At 66.3% G+C, this 13,889-nt stretch carries 11 protein-coding genes; 7 read left to right on the top strand and 4 right to left on the bottom strand.

The genetic code is table 11. The features are described from left to right. The first annotated feature begins 24 nt into the window (after nucleotides 1-24). From VI08_RS11215 to VI08_RS11205, 3 genes are all read left to right on the top strand, one after another. Nucleotides 25-1,119, top strand: coding sequence for a type IV toxin-antitoxin system AbiEi family antitoxin (locus VI08_RS11215; RefSeq protein ID WP_084621452.1), 1,095 nt, complete (start codon nucleotides 25-27; stop codon nucleotides 1,117-1,119). Next, the gene (locus tag VI08_RS11210) at nucleotides 1,112-1,954 is read left to right on the top strand and encodes a nucleotidyl transferase AbiEii/AbiGii toxin family protein (protein ID WP_084621451.1); all 843 of its coding nucleotides are present in this window, start codon (nucleotides 1,112-1,114) and stop codon (nucleotides 1,952-1,954) included. The genes VI08_RS11215 and VI08_RS11210 overlap by 8 nt, the downstream gene beginning before the upstream one ends. Nucleotides 1,955-2,119: 165 nt before the next feature. Then, nucleotides 2,120-4,351 carry an NADP-dependent isocitrate dehydrogenase gene (locus VI08_RS11205; RefSeq protein WP_045829674.1) on the top strand — a complete coding sequence of 744 codons (2,232 nt, stop codon included), beginning with the start codon at nucleotides 2,120-2,122 and terminating at the stop codon, nucleotides 4,349-4,351. 53 nt (nucleotides 4,352-4,404) lie between these two features. Here the strand turns inward: VI08_RS11205 and VI08_RS11200 are convergent, their stop codons facing one another. The 3 genes from VI08_RS11200 to VI08_RS11190 form a co-directional block, all read right to left on the bottom strand. Beyond that, nucleotides 4,405-5,655: an SGNH/GDSL hydrolase family protein gene (locus VI08_RS11200; RefSeq protein ID WP_045829673.1), complete on the bottom strand. Its 1,251-nt coding sequence runs from the start codon at nucleotides 5,653-5,655 to the stop codon at nucleotides 4,405-4,407. A gap of 109 nt (nucleotides 5,656-5,764) precedes the next feature. Then, complete coding sequence (locus tag VI08_RS11195) at nucleotides 5,765-6,712, bottom strand: aldo/keto reductase (RefSeq protein ID WP_045829672.1); 948 nt, start codon at nucleotides 6,710-6,712, stop codon at nucleotides 5,765-5,767. Between the two features lie 75 nt (nucleotides 6,713-6,787). After that, a complete protein-coding gene (locus tag VI08_RS11190; protein ID WP_045829671.1) occupies nucleotides 6,788-6,994 on the bottom strand; it encodes a hypothetical protein in 207 nt (68 codons plus the stop codon). Between the two features lie 121 nt (nucleotides 6,995-7,115). Between VI08_RS11190 and VI08_RS11185 the strand changes: the two genes are divergently transcribed. From VI08_RS11185 to VI08_RS11175, 4 genes are all read left to right on the top strand, one after another. Continuing rightward, nucleotides 7,116-8,024 carry a LysR substrate-binding domain-containing protein gene (locus VI08_RS11185; protein ID WP_045829670.1) on the top strand — a complete coding sequence of 303 codons (909 nt, stop codon included), beginning with the start codon at nucleotides 7,116-7,118 and terminating at the stop codon, nucleotides 8,022-8,024. Between the two features lie 260 nt (nucleotides 8,025-8,284). Continuing rightward, nucleotides 8,285-8,461 carry a hypothetical protein gene (locus VI08_RS21770; RefSeq protein WP_157006647.1) on the top strand — a complete coding sequence of 59 codons (177 nt, stop codon included), beginning with the start codon at nucleotides 8,285-8,287 and terminating at the stop codon, nucleotides 8,459-8,461. Nucleotides 8,462-8,620: 159 nt separating this feature from the next. Next, on the top strand, nucleotides 8,621-11,242 hold the full coding sequence (mgtA, locus tag VI08_RS11180) for a magnesium-translocating P-type ATPase (protein WP_045829669.1): 2,622 nt from the start codon (nucleotides 8,621-8,623) through the stop codon (nucleotides 11,240-11,242). Nucleotides 11,243-11,448: 206 nt separating this feature from the next. Continuing rightward, nucleotides 11,449-11,931 carry a hypothetical protein gene (locus VI08_RS11175; protein WP_232309529.1) on the top strand — a complete coding sequence of 161 codons (483 nt, stop codon included), beginning with the start codon at nucleotides 11,449-11,451 and terminating at the stop codon, nucleotides 11,929-11,931. 122 nt (nucleotides 11,932-12,053) lie between these two features. On the opposite strand, the gene VI08_RS11170 is transcribed toward VI08_RS11175, so the two are convergent. After that, nucleotides 12,054-13,778, bottom strand: coding sequence for a GGDEF domain-containing protein (locus tag VI08_RS11170; protein ID WP_052697835.1), 1,725 nt, complete (start codon nucleotides 13,776-13,778; stop codon nucleotides 12,054-12,056). Nucleotides 13,779-13,889: the final 111 nt, after the last annotated feature.

Below are 13,889 nucleotides of genomic sequence, written 5' to 3'. Positions count from 1 at the left end.
ACGGCACTTGTTCAGAAAATCAGAATGTTTTATAAAAATGAACACTCTGAAAAAATGAACAAGCGCATGAGCGTAGACGAGGAAGCCCTGGTGGAGCAGGCCACGCACGCTGTTGGGAGCCTTACTGGGCTTACCTTCAACGCAAGCCCGTGGCCGTCACATGCCGGCCGGCGTGCACAACACGCCCCGGATTGCGCTCTATCGCTCTTCCAGGAACAACGTCCCATCGAATTCGCGGTCGAGTGCAAGCGTCATATCACCGGAGCGTCGCAGCTTGGTTTGATCAAGCAGCAAATGGCCACGTGGGGCGTAGAGGCTCGCCCGCTTCTGGTGACCCAACACATGCCCCCGCGCTTGATTGATCACTGCCGCGAGATCGATCTCGACTTCATCGACGTGGGTGGAAATTGCCTGATTCGGATTTCCCCCGTCTGGATCATGATTCGAGGTAACAAGCCGCCCGCCGATGCGGTGTCGGTTTCGCGCCCATACCAAGGGTCTGCAACCTACGCGGCATTGCGCCTTATCTACGTGCTCTTGTGCGTCCCCGAGCTGCTTTCTGCTTCGTACCGGGAGATGGCTTCGGCGTCCGGTGTGTCGGTAGGGTCGGTTGCCATGATCCTCGCAGACCTGGAAGAGCGCGGCATGCTGTCGCCAAGGGATAGCCACAAACGACGCAGGTTGCAGGATGTAACCCGGCTGGAGTCGGAATGGGCGACAAACTATCCGAACAAGCTGCGTCCTCGCCTTGGCATCAGGCGATTCAGTGCCTCGTCACACGACTGGTGGCGCCACGCCGAGATCGGTCCGAATGCCTACTGGGGTGGTGAAGTAGCCGCCTTTAGGCTTTCCGGTTACCTGCGGCCCGAAACGCAAACCATCTATGTCGACGAGGCGCTGGCGAGCGATACGGTGAGCCGGTTGGTGCGGCAGCATCGCTTGCGCGCCGATCCCAAGGGCCCCATTGAGATCCTTGATGCCTTCTGGACAACTACCGTTCAACCCAGCAGCACAGAGACTGTCAGCCCGCTCCTCGTCTACGCGGATCTTCTGGGTATCAAGGACTCGCGGGCCCAGGAAGCAGCCTCGATGATTCGCAAAGCGTTCCTGCATGCTTGAGCTACGGCAGGATGCCCCGCTTGATCCCGCAAGCGTCGCGATCGTAGGTGCGGTCGCCGCTGCGGCGACGGCGGCTGGCACGAGCGCGGTGCTTGTCGGAGCGACAGCCCGGGACATCGTCCTCGGCCACGTCCATGGCATTCCGCTGCGCCGAGCGACTGCCGATCTCGATTTTGCCATCGCGATTCCGGGATGGGATGCCTTCGAGCGAGTGGTCAAGCATCTGGCGGCCGATCGACGATTTCGCGTGTCGGGTGAACTTGTCCATCGCTTGTACTTTCAGCACGCCTCGATCACATACGCCATACCCGTCGACATTGTTCCCTTCGGCGACGGTGTGGGCGGTATCAAGTTCAGATGGCCCGGTGACCCCGATGTTGAAATGAACGTCACCGGATACGTCGAAGCCGCGAACGCGGCGTTGGAAGTGAGCATTGCAGGTGCAAACATTCGGGTACTTAGCGCCGCGGGTCTTGCCCTGCTGAAAGTATTCGCCTGGAAGGATCGGCATGCCCAGACGAGAAAGGATGCCAGCGATCTGCTGGTGCTGATTCGTCACTATCCTGCCATCGGTAACGAGCCTCGAATGTATGACGAGGCGCGACTTATGGATGAGGTGGACTTTAATTACGAACGGGCAGGGGCCCGACTGCTCGGACGAGACGTCCGCGACATCTGCGAAGAAGGCACGCGCCAGGCATTGGTGGCCCTGCTAACCGCGCAGGAGGTTGAAAACATGGCAGCGGCTGCTTACCGCGAGAACGGCAACGATGGGCTGACGTTCGATACAGTAGCCGAGTTGTTCAGGGATTTTACCGTCGGCGTGGCGGGCTAGGCCGGGGAGCTGGCGCCCACGGGTCCTGATTTCGACCCCTTGGTTTCCCGTTTCGGGTATTCCGGGCCACAATGGATGGGTTAGCCGCCTTGCGCACGGCGCTCTTGAAGCGTTTGCCGCCTGGCCCAATGACCTTGCCCACTCAAGCACAAGGCACGCCTCCCCATGTCCAACTCGCCCAAGATCATCTACACGCTCACCGACGAAGCGCCCTTCCTGGCCACGGCGTCGTTCCTGCCGATCATCGAGGCCTTCGCCGGCACGGCCGGTGTCGCCGTTGAAACCCGCGACATCTCGCTCGCCGGCCGTATCCTGGCCCAGTTCCCCGACCGCCTGACCGACGCCCAGCGCATCGGCGACCACCTCGCCGAGCTGGGCGAGCTGGCCACCACGCCGGACGCCAACATCATCAAGCTGCCCAACATCAGCGCCTCCGTGCCGCAGATGAAGGCCGCCATCCGCGAGCTGCAGGCGCAGGGCTACGACCTGCCCGATTACGTCGACGCCCCCTCGACCGACGCCGACAAGGAAACCAACGCCCGCTATGGCAAGGCCATGGGCAGCGCCGTGAACCCGGTGCTGCGCGAAGGCAACTCCGATCGCCGCGCGCCGCTCTCGGTCAAGAACTACGCCCGCAAGCACCCGCACCGCATGGGCAAGTGGTCGCCGGAATCGAAGTCGCACGTCTCCCACATGGAAGGTGGCGATTTCTACGGCAGCGAAAAGTCCGCCACCATCGAAAAGGCCGGCAACCTGCGCATCGAGTTCACCGGCAAGGACGGTGCCACGAAGGTGCTGAAGGAAAAGGTCGCGGTGAAGGCGGGCGAGATCGTCGACGCCGCCACCATGAGCCGCAACAAGCTCGCCGCCTTCATCGGCGCGCAGGTGGAAGACGCGAAGGCGAAGGGCGTGCTGTTCTCGCTGCACTTGAAGGCCACCATGATGAAGGTCTCCGACCCCATCATGTTCGGCATCGCCGTGCGTGAGTTCTACAAGGACGTGCTGGCGAAGCACGCCGATGCCCTGAAGCAGGTGGGCTTCGATGCCAACAACGGCATCGGCGACCTGTACGCGCGCCTCGACAAGCTCGATGCCGCCACGCGCGACGCCATCGATGCCGACCTGAAGGCCGAGTACGCGAAGCGCCCGGCGCTGGCCATGGTGAACTCCGACAAGGGCATCACCAACCTGCACGTGCCCAGTGACGTCATCATCGACGCCTCCATGCCCGCCATGATCCGCGACAGCGGCGGCATGTGGAACGCCGAAGGCAAGCTGCAGGATGCCAAGGCCGTCATCCCCGACCGCAGCTACGCGGGCGTGTACGCCGTTGTCATCGAAGACTGCATCGCGCACGGCGCGTTCGATCCGGCCACCATGGGCAGCGTGCCCAACGTGGGCCTCATGGCGCAGAAGGCCGAGGAATACGGTTCGCACGACAAGACCTTCCAGGCGCCCGCCGACGGCAGCATCCGCGTCGTGGCCGAAGACGGCAGCGTCGTGTTCGAGCATGCGGTGGAGCAGGGCGATATCTGGCGCATGTGCCAGACCAAGGACGCCCCCATCCAGGATTGGGTGAAGCTCGCCGTGCAGCGTGCGCGCCTGTCCGAGACCCCGGCCGTGTTCTGGCTGGACAAGCAGCGCGCGCACGATGCCCAGGTCATCGCCAAGGTGGAGCGCTACCTGAAGGACCACGACACCGCTGGCCTCGACCTGCGCATCCTGTCGCCCGTGGACGCCACGAAGTTCTCGCTCGAGCGCATCCGCAAGGGCCAGGACACCATCTCGGTCACCGGCAACGTCCTGCGCGATTACCTCACCGACCTGTTCCCGATCATGGAGCTGGGCACCTCCGCGAAGATGCTCTCCATCGTGCCGCTGATGGCCGGCGGTGGCCTGTTCGAAACCGGCGCGGGCGGTTCGGCGCCGAAGCACGTGCAGCAGTTCGTCGAAGAGGATTACCTGCGCTGGGATTCGCTGGGCGAATTCCTGGCGCTTGCCGCGTCGCTCGAGCACCTGGCCGAGCGCTACGACAACAAGCACGCCCGCGTGCTGGCGAAGACGCTGGACCAGGCCAATGGCCGCTTCCTCGACAGCAACAAGAGCCCGGCGCGCAAGGTCGGCGAGATCGACAACCGTGGCAGCCATTTCTACCTCGCCATGTATTGGGCCGAGGCGCTGGCGAACCAGGACGACGATGCCGACCTCAAGGCGAAGTTCGCCCCGGTGGCCAAGGTGCTTACCGAGAACGAAGGCAAGATCGTGGGCGAGCTCAACGGCGCCCAGGGCAAGCCGGTGGAGATCAAGGGCTATTACCACCCGGACATGGCTCTCGTCAGCGCCGCCATGCGCCCCAGCGCCACGTTCAACGGCGTCATCGACGGGCTGCGCCGCTAAGCGCCTTGCTGGCAACGCAACCGGAAAAGGCCGCCCACCGGGCGGCCTTTTCTTTAGCGCAAGCCCCACCCCGCAGGCAGGTCGGCCAGTACCCATTGCGAGATCAGCGCGTGCGCCTGCGTCGTGGGGTGCAGCAGGTCCCAGAACACGTACCGTCGCGGATCGCACCCGGCGCGCACGGGGTGCGGCAGGAGGTAAGCGCTCGCGTTACGCGTGCGGATATCGAGGCAGGCTTTGTCGACATCGGTAAACCCATGCGCGCCCGGGTCGGCCAGCAGCGCGTCGAAGCGGGCTGCGGTATCGACCCACACCAGTTCCGTGCCCACCGTCGCCCCGGCGAGCCGGCGCACCATCAGCGGCATCGCCGCATTGAACGCGCTGACCTTCGCGTGCACGGCCTCGCCATCGTCGCGGCCCGCGTCCACCACGCCAGGCAGCGGGCGGAACGTCGGTGCGCGCGTGAGATCGGGCAGGCCCACCACGACGACCTTGCGTGCGCCGAAATCCAGCAACGTGCGCAGTGCCTTCTCGACATCCGCCACGACGGCGTCGGGCGAGCGCCCGGCGTTGACGAAATCGTTGCCGCCGATGAGCAGGGTGAACATCGTGCGCGCAGGGTCGTACGGGTTCACGCCCATGCGCGCGTAGCGCATGAACGACTTCACCTGGTCTTCGATGCTGGCGATGACGCCGTGCGCCCGGTCGCCCTGCGCGCCGCCCGTGGCCCACGTCGTCAGGGTGAGCCCGGTGCGCCGCGCAAGGTGTTCCGTCCATACCGGCCCGTTGCTGAAGCGCCCGAGCAGCCACGACGCATGGATGGGCATGGTCTGCTGCGATTCGGTGTAGATGTTGCCGTTGTCGCTGAGGCTGTCGCCGAACGCCACCATGCGCTCCACGGGCTGGCCGCGGCGCGTGTCGATATCGGTGTCGTACCAGACCGGGAAGTTCTTGCCCGCCCACGTCGAGGCCGCGCTGGCCTGCACGAACTCGCCCAGCCCGCGCAAGGCGAGTGTGCGCCGGCAGGCGTCTTCCACCTCTTCGGGCTCTTGCAGGGTGAAGAACAGCGCGCCGCTGTAGAACGAATTGACCGAGCGCCAGTGGCCGCGCAGCCGGGTTGCGTCGGCCTCCACGTAGGTCGTGTCGAGCCGGGCGGGGTCGGGGGATATCTTGTACCAGCAGCGGACCTGGACGGTCAGTTCGCGGTCAAAAGCGTCTTCCTGTGCACGGGAGGGTGCCGCAACGGTCATGGCGCACAGTGCGACGGCAAGCGCCGGCACGGCGGCACGGGGGAGGGTCGTTTTCATGGTGGCTCCTTGCCATGGGGGCGTCGGCATCCCGCCGACGCCCGCATCATGCGCCCCCATGCTACCGTGCTGCTGTCAGCGCATGCCTCGCCAGCGTGTAGGGGAAATCCTATGGAGCACTGGCCGCCGTGAGCGCGTCGAGCTCGGCGGGGGCGAGTACCAGCGTGGCCGCACGGGCCAGGTCGGCCAGCTGTTCCACCGTGGTAGCGCTCGCGATGGCCGCCGCGATCGACGGCTGCGCCATCACCCACGCCAGCGAGACCTGCGCTGGCGTGGCGCCGTGGGCTTCAGCGACCTTGTCGAGCGCCTCCAGCACGCGCATGCCGCGCGCATTGAGGTAGCCCTTTACCTTGGGCGCGCGGGCCTTGCTCTTGGCCAGGTCGGCCTCGCCGCGGTACTTGCCGCTGAGGAACCCGCTGGCGAGCGAGTAGTAGCTGATGACGCCAACCTGCTCCTGCACGCACAGCGGCTGCAGCGCGGCCTCGAAGCCCTCGCGGTCCATGAGGTTGTATTCCGGCTGCAGGGTCTCGTAGCGCGCGAGGCCCTTTGCCGCGCTGGTGTCGAGGGCGTCCTTCAGGCGCGGCGCCTCGTAGTTGGACGCACCGATGACGCGCACCTTGCCGGCCTGTACCAGGTCGTCGAAGGCGCGCAGCGTTTCTTCCAGCGGCACCTTCGGGTCATCCGCGTGCGCCTGGTAGAGGTCGATGTGGTCGACCTGCAGGCGGCGCAGCGAATCCTCCACCGCTTCCCTGATGTTGGTGGGCGAAAGCCCCGCGTAGCGCGGCCACTTGCCCACCTTCGTGGCGATGACCACCTTGTCGCGCTTGCCGCTCTTCTTCAGCCAGCGGCCGATGATGGCCTCGGATTCGCCGCCTTCGTTGCCGTCGACCCACGCCGAGTAGACGTCGGCGGTGTCGACGAGGTTGAAGCCGTGGTCCACGAAGGCGTCCAGCAGCTCGAACGAGCGCGCCTCATCGGCGCTCCATCCGAACACGTTGCCGCCGAACGCCAGGGGGGCCACCTGCAGGGGCGAGCGGCCGAGTTGACGAAGCTTCATGCGTGGGTCTCCATGGACGAAAGCCCCATGGTGGCCCACGCACGGTGGCCGTCGCGTCAAGCGCGGCGATGTGCCTCAGCCACAGGTGCCGTGGGCGCACGCCGCGCCCGGTACCAGCGGTTGGCGCGGCGAGGGCGCCAGGCGTGGCTGGGTGGCCCGGGCAGGGGCCTGCGCCCCCTTGCCGCCGCCCGCCTTTTCCTCCGCGGCGCCCAGCCGCAGCACCAGTTCTTTATCCACGATGTGGCCATGCATGAAGGCGAGGCCGGTGAAGATCGAAACCATGACACCCTCCAGGTCGGTGAGGCGTCGCAGGAGCCTGCGACTTGCCGTGCATTAAAGGTTGGCCTTTCCGCGGCCCCGGAAAAAGCGATATGTTTGCAACCCGGACTTGAGGGAAATTCACGTGTCCCGTCTGCCGCTCAGCCAGCTCCAGGGGTTCGTGCTTGTCGCGAGGACAGGCAAGCTGGCGCGCGCCGCCGAGCAGCTCAACCTTACGGTCAGCGCCCTCAGCCACCAGATCCGCAACCTCGAAGAACGGCTTGGCCGTTCGCTGTTCGATCGCGGCCCGCGCGGCGTCACGCTGACCACCGACGGCGCCAGCCTGCTCGAGGCCATCGGCCACCACTTCGAGGGCATCGAACACGCGCTGGGCCGCTTCGAGGGCCGCCACCAGGATTCGGTGACGTTGAGCGTGCTGCCCTCGGTGGCGTCGAGCTGGCTGGTGCCGCGCCTGCCCAGGTTGGTCGCCGCGCACCCCGAGCTCGAACTCAGCCTGCACTCGTCGGTGAGCGTCGTCGATTTCGACCGCGACGCCACCATCGACTGCGCGTTCCGTTACGGCCTGGGCTCGTGGCCACGCACCAAGGCCGATCGCCTGTTCGGCGAATTCATCGTGCCCATCGCCAGCCCTTCGCTGGTACGCAAGATGGGCGGGCTGCCCGATACCTCGCTGAAGGGGTGGCCGCTGCTGGGCGACCCCTCCGGCCGCTGGAACGACTGGGCCGAGCAGTTCGGCATGCCGCTGCCCTCGCGCTATGTCGCCCGCTTCGACAACACCGAGCACCTGCAGCGCGCGGTGCTCGAAGGCCTGGGTGTGGCCCTGGGCCGCCTGGTGATGGCGCGCTCGCTCATCGAATGCGGCGCGCTCACCGTGCTGTGCACGGAACGCATGCGCGTGGCCGAGGCCTATTACCTTGTCTACCCCAAGCGTTCCGAGGCCCACACGGGCTTTGGCCGGCTGCGTGAATGGCTGCTGGCCGAGGCGGCCGATTACGAGGCGGGCATCGCCGAAAACCGGCCACTGCCGGCTTGACCCGCTCGCGTTGCGGCGCGACAATTATCCGGCTTCCCGGGCTGGCTTCATTGTGCCTGGGCGGCACCCTCCTTAGCTTATCCAGGCATATGGACGTTCACCCTAGTAAACGCGCCGGCGTCCGCTCGCATCGGGTCCCGGCGTTCGAAAACCACCTCGCCAGCGGCGACCGCACCCGGTCGGCCGGCGCTTTCTCCTACTAGGGAAAGTCCGGCTCGCCTCGTCGGTAGCCGTGGGCTACCGCATTCGAGGATTGAGCCATGAACCAGCAGCTCGACAAGACCGGCCCGCGCATGTTCGGCCGCCGTCTCGCCTTCGCACTCGCCAGCCGCCGCCCCGCGCCGCAGCCGGCCAAGCGCACCATCACCGTGCCGCGCTCGCTCGATACCGCTGAAAGCAACGTGAAACCGGTCGACGGCAAACTGCCGCAGCCATGAATAGCGACATAGACACTACGGCGCCGCTCTCGCGGTCCGTCGTCACGTTAAACCAGCATTCCGTTCGTCGGCGCAGCGCCGGCGCGCCCGCTTTCGGCCAGCCGTAGCCGCAAGCCGTTCGCGCCCGCCCGGCCCGCCGTGCCGGCAAGGTAGCGAACCATGAAGATCCACGCCCCGCAGGCGGCCGTCGCCGCCAAGACCTTCACCAACGCCACGGCCGACGCCTACCGTCCGGCGGATGAAATGCTGCGCGCGCTGGATTCGCGCATCGATGGCCTGGACGAGGCCGCCATCGCCGAGCGGCTCGACCGCGACGGCGTCAACGAAGTGGGCCACGAGAAGCCGCCGCACTGGTCGCTGCAGCTGCTGCACGCCTTCAAGAACCCGTTCATCATCGTGCTGCTGGTGCTCGCGGTGGTGCAGCTGTTCACCGACGATGACTTCACCGGCCCCACCATCATCGCGGTGATGGTCGGCATCAGCGTCGTGCTCTCGTTCACGCAGGAATACCGTTCCTCGCAGGCGGCCGAGAAGCTGAAGGCCATGGTGCGCAACACGGCCGCCGTCACCCGCCGCGCGGACGACGGCCACGCGGAGCGCATCGAGGTGCCGGTGGAGGAGCTGGTGGTAGGCGATATCGTCCACCTCGGCGCGGGCGACATGATCCCGGCCGATCTGCGCCTCATCGCGGCGAAGGATCTGTTCATCTCGCAGGCCATCCTCACGGGCGAATCCATCCCCGTGGAAAAGGTCGCCCCGAACAACGCCGCGGCGGGCGACGCGGGCGGCCCGCTCGACCTGCCCACCGTCTGCTACATGGGCACCAACGTCGTCTCCGGCAGCGCCACCGCCGTGGTGCTGGCCACGGGCGCGCGCACCTACCTCGGTTCGCTGGCGCGCACGCTCTCGGGCGAGCGCGTGCAGACCAGCTTCGACAAGGGCATCTCGTCGGTGAGCTGGCTGCTGATCCGCTTCATGGCGGTGATGGTGCCCATCGTTTTCGTCATCAACGGCTTCGACAAGCACGACTGGCTCGAGGCCTTCATGTTCGGCCTCTCGGTGGCCGTGGGCCTCACGCCCGAGATGCTGCCGCTCATCGTCACCGCCAACCTCGGCAAGGGCGCCATCGCCATGTCGAAGCGCAAGGTGGTGGTCAAGCGCCTCAACGCCATCCAGAACTTCGGCGCCATGGACGTGCTGTGCACGGACAAGACCGGCACGCTGACGCTGGACAAGATCGTGCTCGAGCGCCACGTCGACCTGGATGGCGATGACTCGGACGAGGCGCTGGAGTGGGGCTACCTCAACAGCCGCTTCCAGACCGGCCTGCGCAACCTCATGGACAAGGCGGTGCTGGCGCACCGCGACCTGGAAACCATCGCGCACCGCTTCCGCATCGTTGACGAGATCCCCTTCGACTTCCAGCGCCGCCGCATGTCGGTGGTGGTCACCGATGGCGAGTACGAGCAGCTGCTGGTGTGCAAGGGCGCCGTCGAGGAAATGCTGGCGATCTGCACCGAGGCGCGCATCGGCGGCGACGTCGAGCCGATGACGGACGAGAAGCGCGCCGAGATCCGCGCCATGACCCGTCGCCTCAACGAGGACGGCCTGCGCGTGCTGATCGTGGCCGTGCGCCGCGACCCCATGGGCGATCGTGCCTACGGCGTGGCCGACGAAGCCGGGCTCACCGCGGTGGGCTGCCTGGCCTTCCTCGATCCGCCGAAGGATTCGGCGGCCACGGCCATCCGTGCGCTCAACCACCACGGCGTGGCGGTGAAGGTCATCACGGGCGATAACGAGGCGGTGACGAAGAAGATCTGCGCCGAGGTGGGCCTCGACGTGGGCGGCACGGCGCTGGGCCGCGACATCGAACAGCTCGACGACGACGCACTCGACGCCATGGTGGAAACCACCACCATCTTCGCCAAGATGTCGCCGGTGCAGAAGGCGCGCGTGGTGAAGTCGCTGCAGCGCAAGGGCCACACCGTGGGCTTCCTGGGCGACGGCATCAACGACGCTCCCGCCCTGCGCGATGCCGACGTCGGTATCTCGGTCGATACCGCCACGGATATCGCCAAGGAATCGGCGGATATCATCCTGCTGGAAAAGAACCTGATGGTGCTGGAGGAGGGCGTGGTCGAGGGCCGCGTCACCTTCGGCAACATCATGAAGTACATCAAGATGACCGCCAGCTCGAACTTCGGCAACGTGTTCAGCGTGCTGGTGGCCAGCGCCTTCCTGCCGTTCCTGCCCATGCTGCCGCTGCAGATCCTGGTGCAGAACCTGCTGTACGACCTGTCGCAGCTGTCCATCCCGTTCGACCGCATGGACGAGGAATACCTGCGCGTGCCGCGCAAGTGGGATGCGGGCGACATCGGCCGCTTCATGGTGTGGATCGGCCCGGTGAGCTCCGTGTTCGACATCACCACGTTCTTCCTGATGTGGCACGTGTTCGGCGCGAACGACATGGCGCACCAGTCGCTGTTCCAGTCCGGCTGGTTCATCGAAGGCCTGCTGTCGCAGACCCTGGTGGTGCACATGATCCGCACGCGGCGCATCCCGTTCCTGCGCAGCATGGCGTCGGCCCCGGTGCTGGCGCTCACGGTCGCCATCATGATCGTGGGCATCATCATCCCGTTCACCGGCCTGGGCGCCCGCATCGGCATGCAGCCGCTACCCGGCGCGTACTTCGGCTGGCTGGCGCTCACCCTGGCCTCGTACTGCATCCTCACCCAGCTGGTGAAGACCCTCTACATCCGCCGCTACAACCGCTGGCTGTAAAGCTCTTTGTAGGAGCGCACTCCGTGCGCGACGCCTTTCGCGATACCGCAACAGGCCCTGCGCCTCTTCCGCGAAAGGCGTCGCACACGGGGTGGGCTCCTACAAAAATCCCTGCGCTGCGCCTACACACCATGTAGGCGCAAAGCGACATACGCGGCGCCACGAAATCGTTGAAATGGAACCTCCTCAACCAAGGAGCCACAACGATGCTTCGCAACACCCTCGCTGCACTGTTCCTCACCGCTTCGGCCTCCGCGTTCGCGGCCGATACGCCGCCCGCCAACAAGTACGTCGACGCCACCGACTGGCCGGTTTCCGAGGCCGGCATGGATCGCTTCTTCGAAGCCGAGGCCCGCCTCAATGCGGCCTTCGACAAGGTCTGCGGCGATACCTTCTGCGAAGGCGACTTCGCCAATCTGCGCCCGCTGCAGCTGCGCTGCTCCATCGACGCCACCAAGGGCACCTTCAAGCAGTGCCTGTGGGCCTTCGCGGGCAGCCACGCCACCGTGAACCCCAAGTCCGGTGCCGTGCAGGTCACGGCCAAGACCTTCAAATGCAAGCTGCTGCTCGCGAAGGACACCCCGGCCGAGGCGTTCTACGAACTCACCAAGGGTGACGATCCCCTCCACGCCAAGCTGCCCATGGCCTCCGTCTCCATCTACGACGGCCTGCCGGGCTGCATCAACTAACCGCCGCGCCACCCCGGCGCGGCCGGGGCCAAGGCGGTGCGCCGGCCCGTTGTGAAACGCCCCGGCGCTCCGATCCAACGGCTCGCCGCCAGGTATCTGGCGGCGATGTCGTTGCATGCCGATCAGGTCGCTATGACGACACGGTCGCGGCCGGCATTCTTCGCCTGGTACATCGCCTCGTCGGCTTTCATCAGCAGGCGGTCGAGTTCGTAGCCGAACATGACGCTCGAGGCCACGCCGAAGCTGGCGGTGGCGCGCAGGATCGTACGGTGTTCCTCCGAGGGCGCGCTGATGGCCGTGCGCATGCGCTCGGCGATCTCCCTGGCCTGCGCGGGCGTGGTATCGCGCAACATCACCGCGAACTCTTCGCCACCGAGGCGGCCGAACACATCGTGGTCGCGCAGGTGGTCACGGCACTCCGCAACCACCCGCAACAACACCCAGTCACCTTCCGCATGCCCATGGGTATCGTTGATCTGCTTGAAATGGTCGAGATCGAACAGCACCAGCGAGACCTTCTCGCCCGAGCGGCTTGCGCCAGCAAGGGCCGCGGCGCATTCGTCCACGAAGGCCTGGCGGTTGCTGGTGCCCGTGAGGCCATCGGTGCGGGCCATGTGCATGAAGCGACGCTGCGAGCGACGGGTACGCAAGAGCCACAGGACGATGGCCGCCGTGATCGCGGCCAGCATCAGGAAATAGAGGCGCGTCGACGCGGCCTCGCGCTGGTCGGCCTCGCGCTGCAGGTGCAGGATCTGGTTCTGCTTGTCCAGCGCGTCCGCTTCCAGCCGGCTCGCCGTCACCTGCTGCTTCACGATCTGGTACGCGATGGAGCGGGCCGTCACGTCGTCGAGGTAACCCTTGTCAGCCTCGGTGTTGCGCTCGAGCCACGCCGTGGCGCTTTTCCAGTCGCCGCGCTTCTTGGCGATGAGGTACGCCGTGCGCGTGGCCGATACCAGCGGCTCGGAGTATTCGCCCGGCACGGCGGTCTTCACGGCCAGCAGCGCATAGCGCTGCGCCGCGTCGAGGTCGCCGGTGGCCAGCGCGGCGCGCGCCATCGTTGCCTGCACCTGCGCGGTCTGCGTGGGGTAGTCGTCGTGCAGCACGGAGTCGTAATAGCGCTGCAGCAACGCGATGGCATCTGTCGGATGGCCGTGCTTGATCGCGCTGTCGGCCACGTCGGCACGCAGTGCATTGGCGTAGAGCACTTCGCCACTTGCCTGGCACTCGCCCACCCATTGGGCGAAGCTGGCGTCGTCGCCGTCGACCTTGCCGGCCTGGTACATGGCGTGCAGCTTCACCATGTTGGTCTTGCACGCGTTGGCGGGCGTCGTCGACTCGGCGATCGCGCGGTTGGCGTAGTCCATGGCCAGGTCGTACTGGCCGGCAGAGGTCAGCAGCTGCGAGGCTTCGATCAGTGCCTGCATGCGGGCCACCGGGTCGCTCACGGCCGGCAGCGAGGCCACCATGCCGTTGAGGCGGACGAACGCTTCCTCGTAGCGGTGGCCCATGCCCAGGATGTTGACCAGGGTGGCGCTGGCGCGCATGCGCAATGTGCGGCTGGGCGAGTGGTCGGCGATCGCTTCCAGCAAGGGCAGGCCCTTCACGTAGTCGCCGGCGTAGACCACCTGCCACGCCACGAGGTAGTCGAGGTGCGCGCGGGCATCGGTCGGCAGCTGGTCGCGGGCGCGGCCAAGGCGGTCGAGCGTGGCGACGAACGTGGGGTGGTCGGACGTCTTCGTCGCGTCGACCTGCACCAGCGTGGCCCCGGCGTTTTCCCCTTCGCGCAGCTGCGCGCGCACGCCGCCCGCGGCCAGGGCCGCCAGCGTGGCAAGGGCGAAAGCCGGCAAGTGCCGGCGAAAACGACGAAACGACACGCAACCCCCCAATCCCTGGCGTGGCCCCACGGCCCGGCGTGGCGAACCGCCGGGCCGTTGCCCCGCCCCCAAAACGCCACGAAC

The sequence above is a fragment of the Luteibacter yeojuensis genome, from assembly GCF_000964085.1.
GTDB lineage: Bacteria > Pseudomonadota > Gammaproteobacteria > Xanthomonadales > Rhodanobacteraceae > Luteibacter > Luteibacter yeojuensis_A.
The sequence above is the reverse complement of the archived record's forward strand: the minus strand, read 5'-3'. Positions and strand labels throughout refer to the sequence as shown.

Bases quoted from the DNA above. Each gene is read 5' to 3' on its own strand.
- VI08_RS11215 (WP_084621452.1), top strand. From the start codon at position 25: ATGTTTTATAAAAATGAACACTCTGAAAAAATGAACAAGCGCATGAGC.
- VI08_RS11210 (WP_084621451.1), top strand. From the start codon at position 1,112: ATGCTTGAGCTACGGCAGGATGCCCCGCTTGATCCCGCAAGCGTCGCG.
- VI08_RS11205 (WP_045829674.1), top strand. From the start codon at position 2,120: ATGTCCAACTCGCCCAAGATCATCTACACGCTCACCGACGAAGCGCCC.
- VI08_RS11200 (WP_045829673.1), bottom strand. From the start codon at position 5,655: ATGAAAACGACCCTCCCCCGTGCCGCCGTGCCGGCGCTTGCCGTCGCA.
- VI08_RS11195 (WP_045829672.1), bottom strand. From the start codon at position 6,712: ATGAAGCTTCGTCAACTCGGCCGCTCGCCCCTGCAGGTGGCCCCCCTG.
- VI08_RS11190 (WP_045829671.1), bottom strand. From the start codon at position 6,994: ATGGTTTCGATCTTCACCGGCCTCGCCTTCATGCATGGCCACATCGTG.
- VI08_RS21770 (WP_157006647.1), top strand. From the start codon at position 8,285: ATGAACCAGCAGCTCGACAAGACCGGCCCGCGCATGTTCGGCCGCCGT.
- mgtA (WP_045829669.1), top strand. From the start codon at position 8,621: ATGAAGATCCACGCCCCGCAGGCGGCCGTCGCCGCCAAGACCTTCACC.
- VI08_RS11175 (WP_232309529.1), top strand. From the start codon at position 11,449: ATGCTTCGCAACACCCTCGCTGCACTGTTCCTCACCGCTTCGGCCTCC.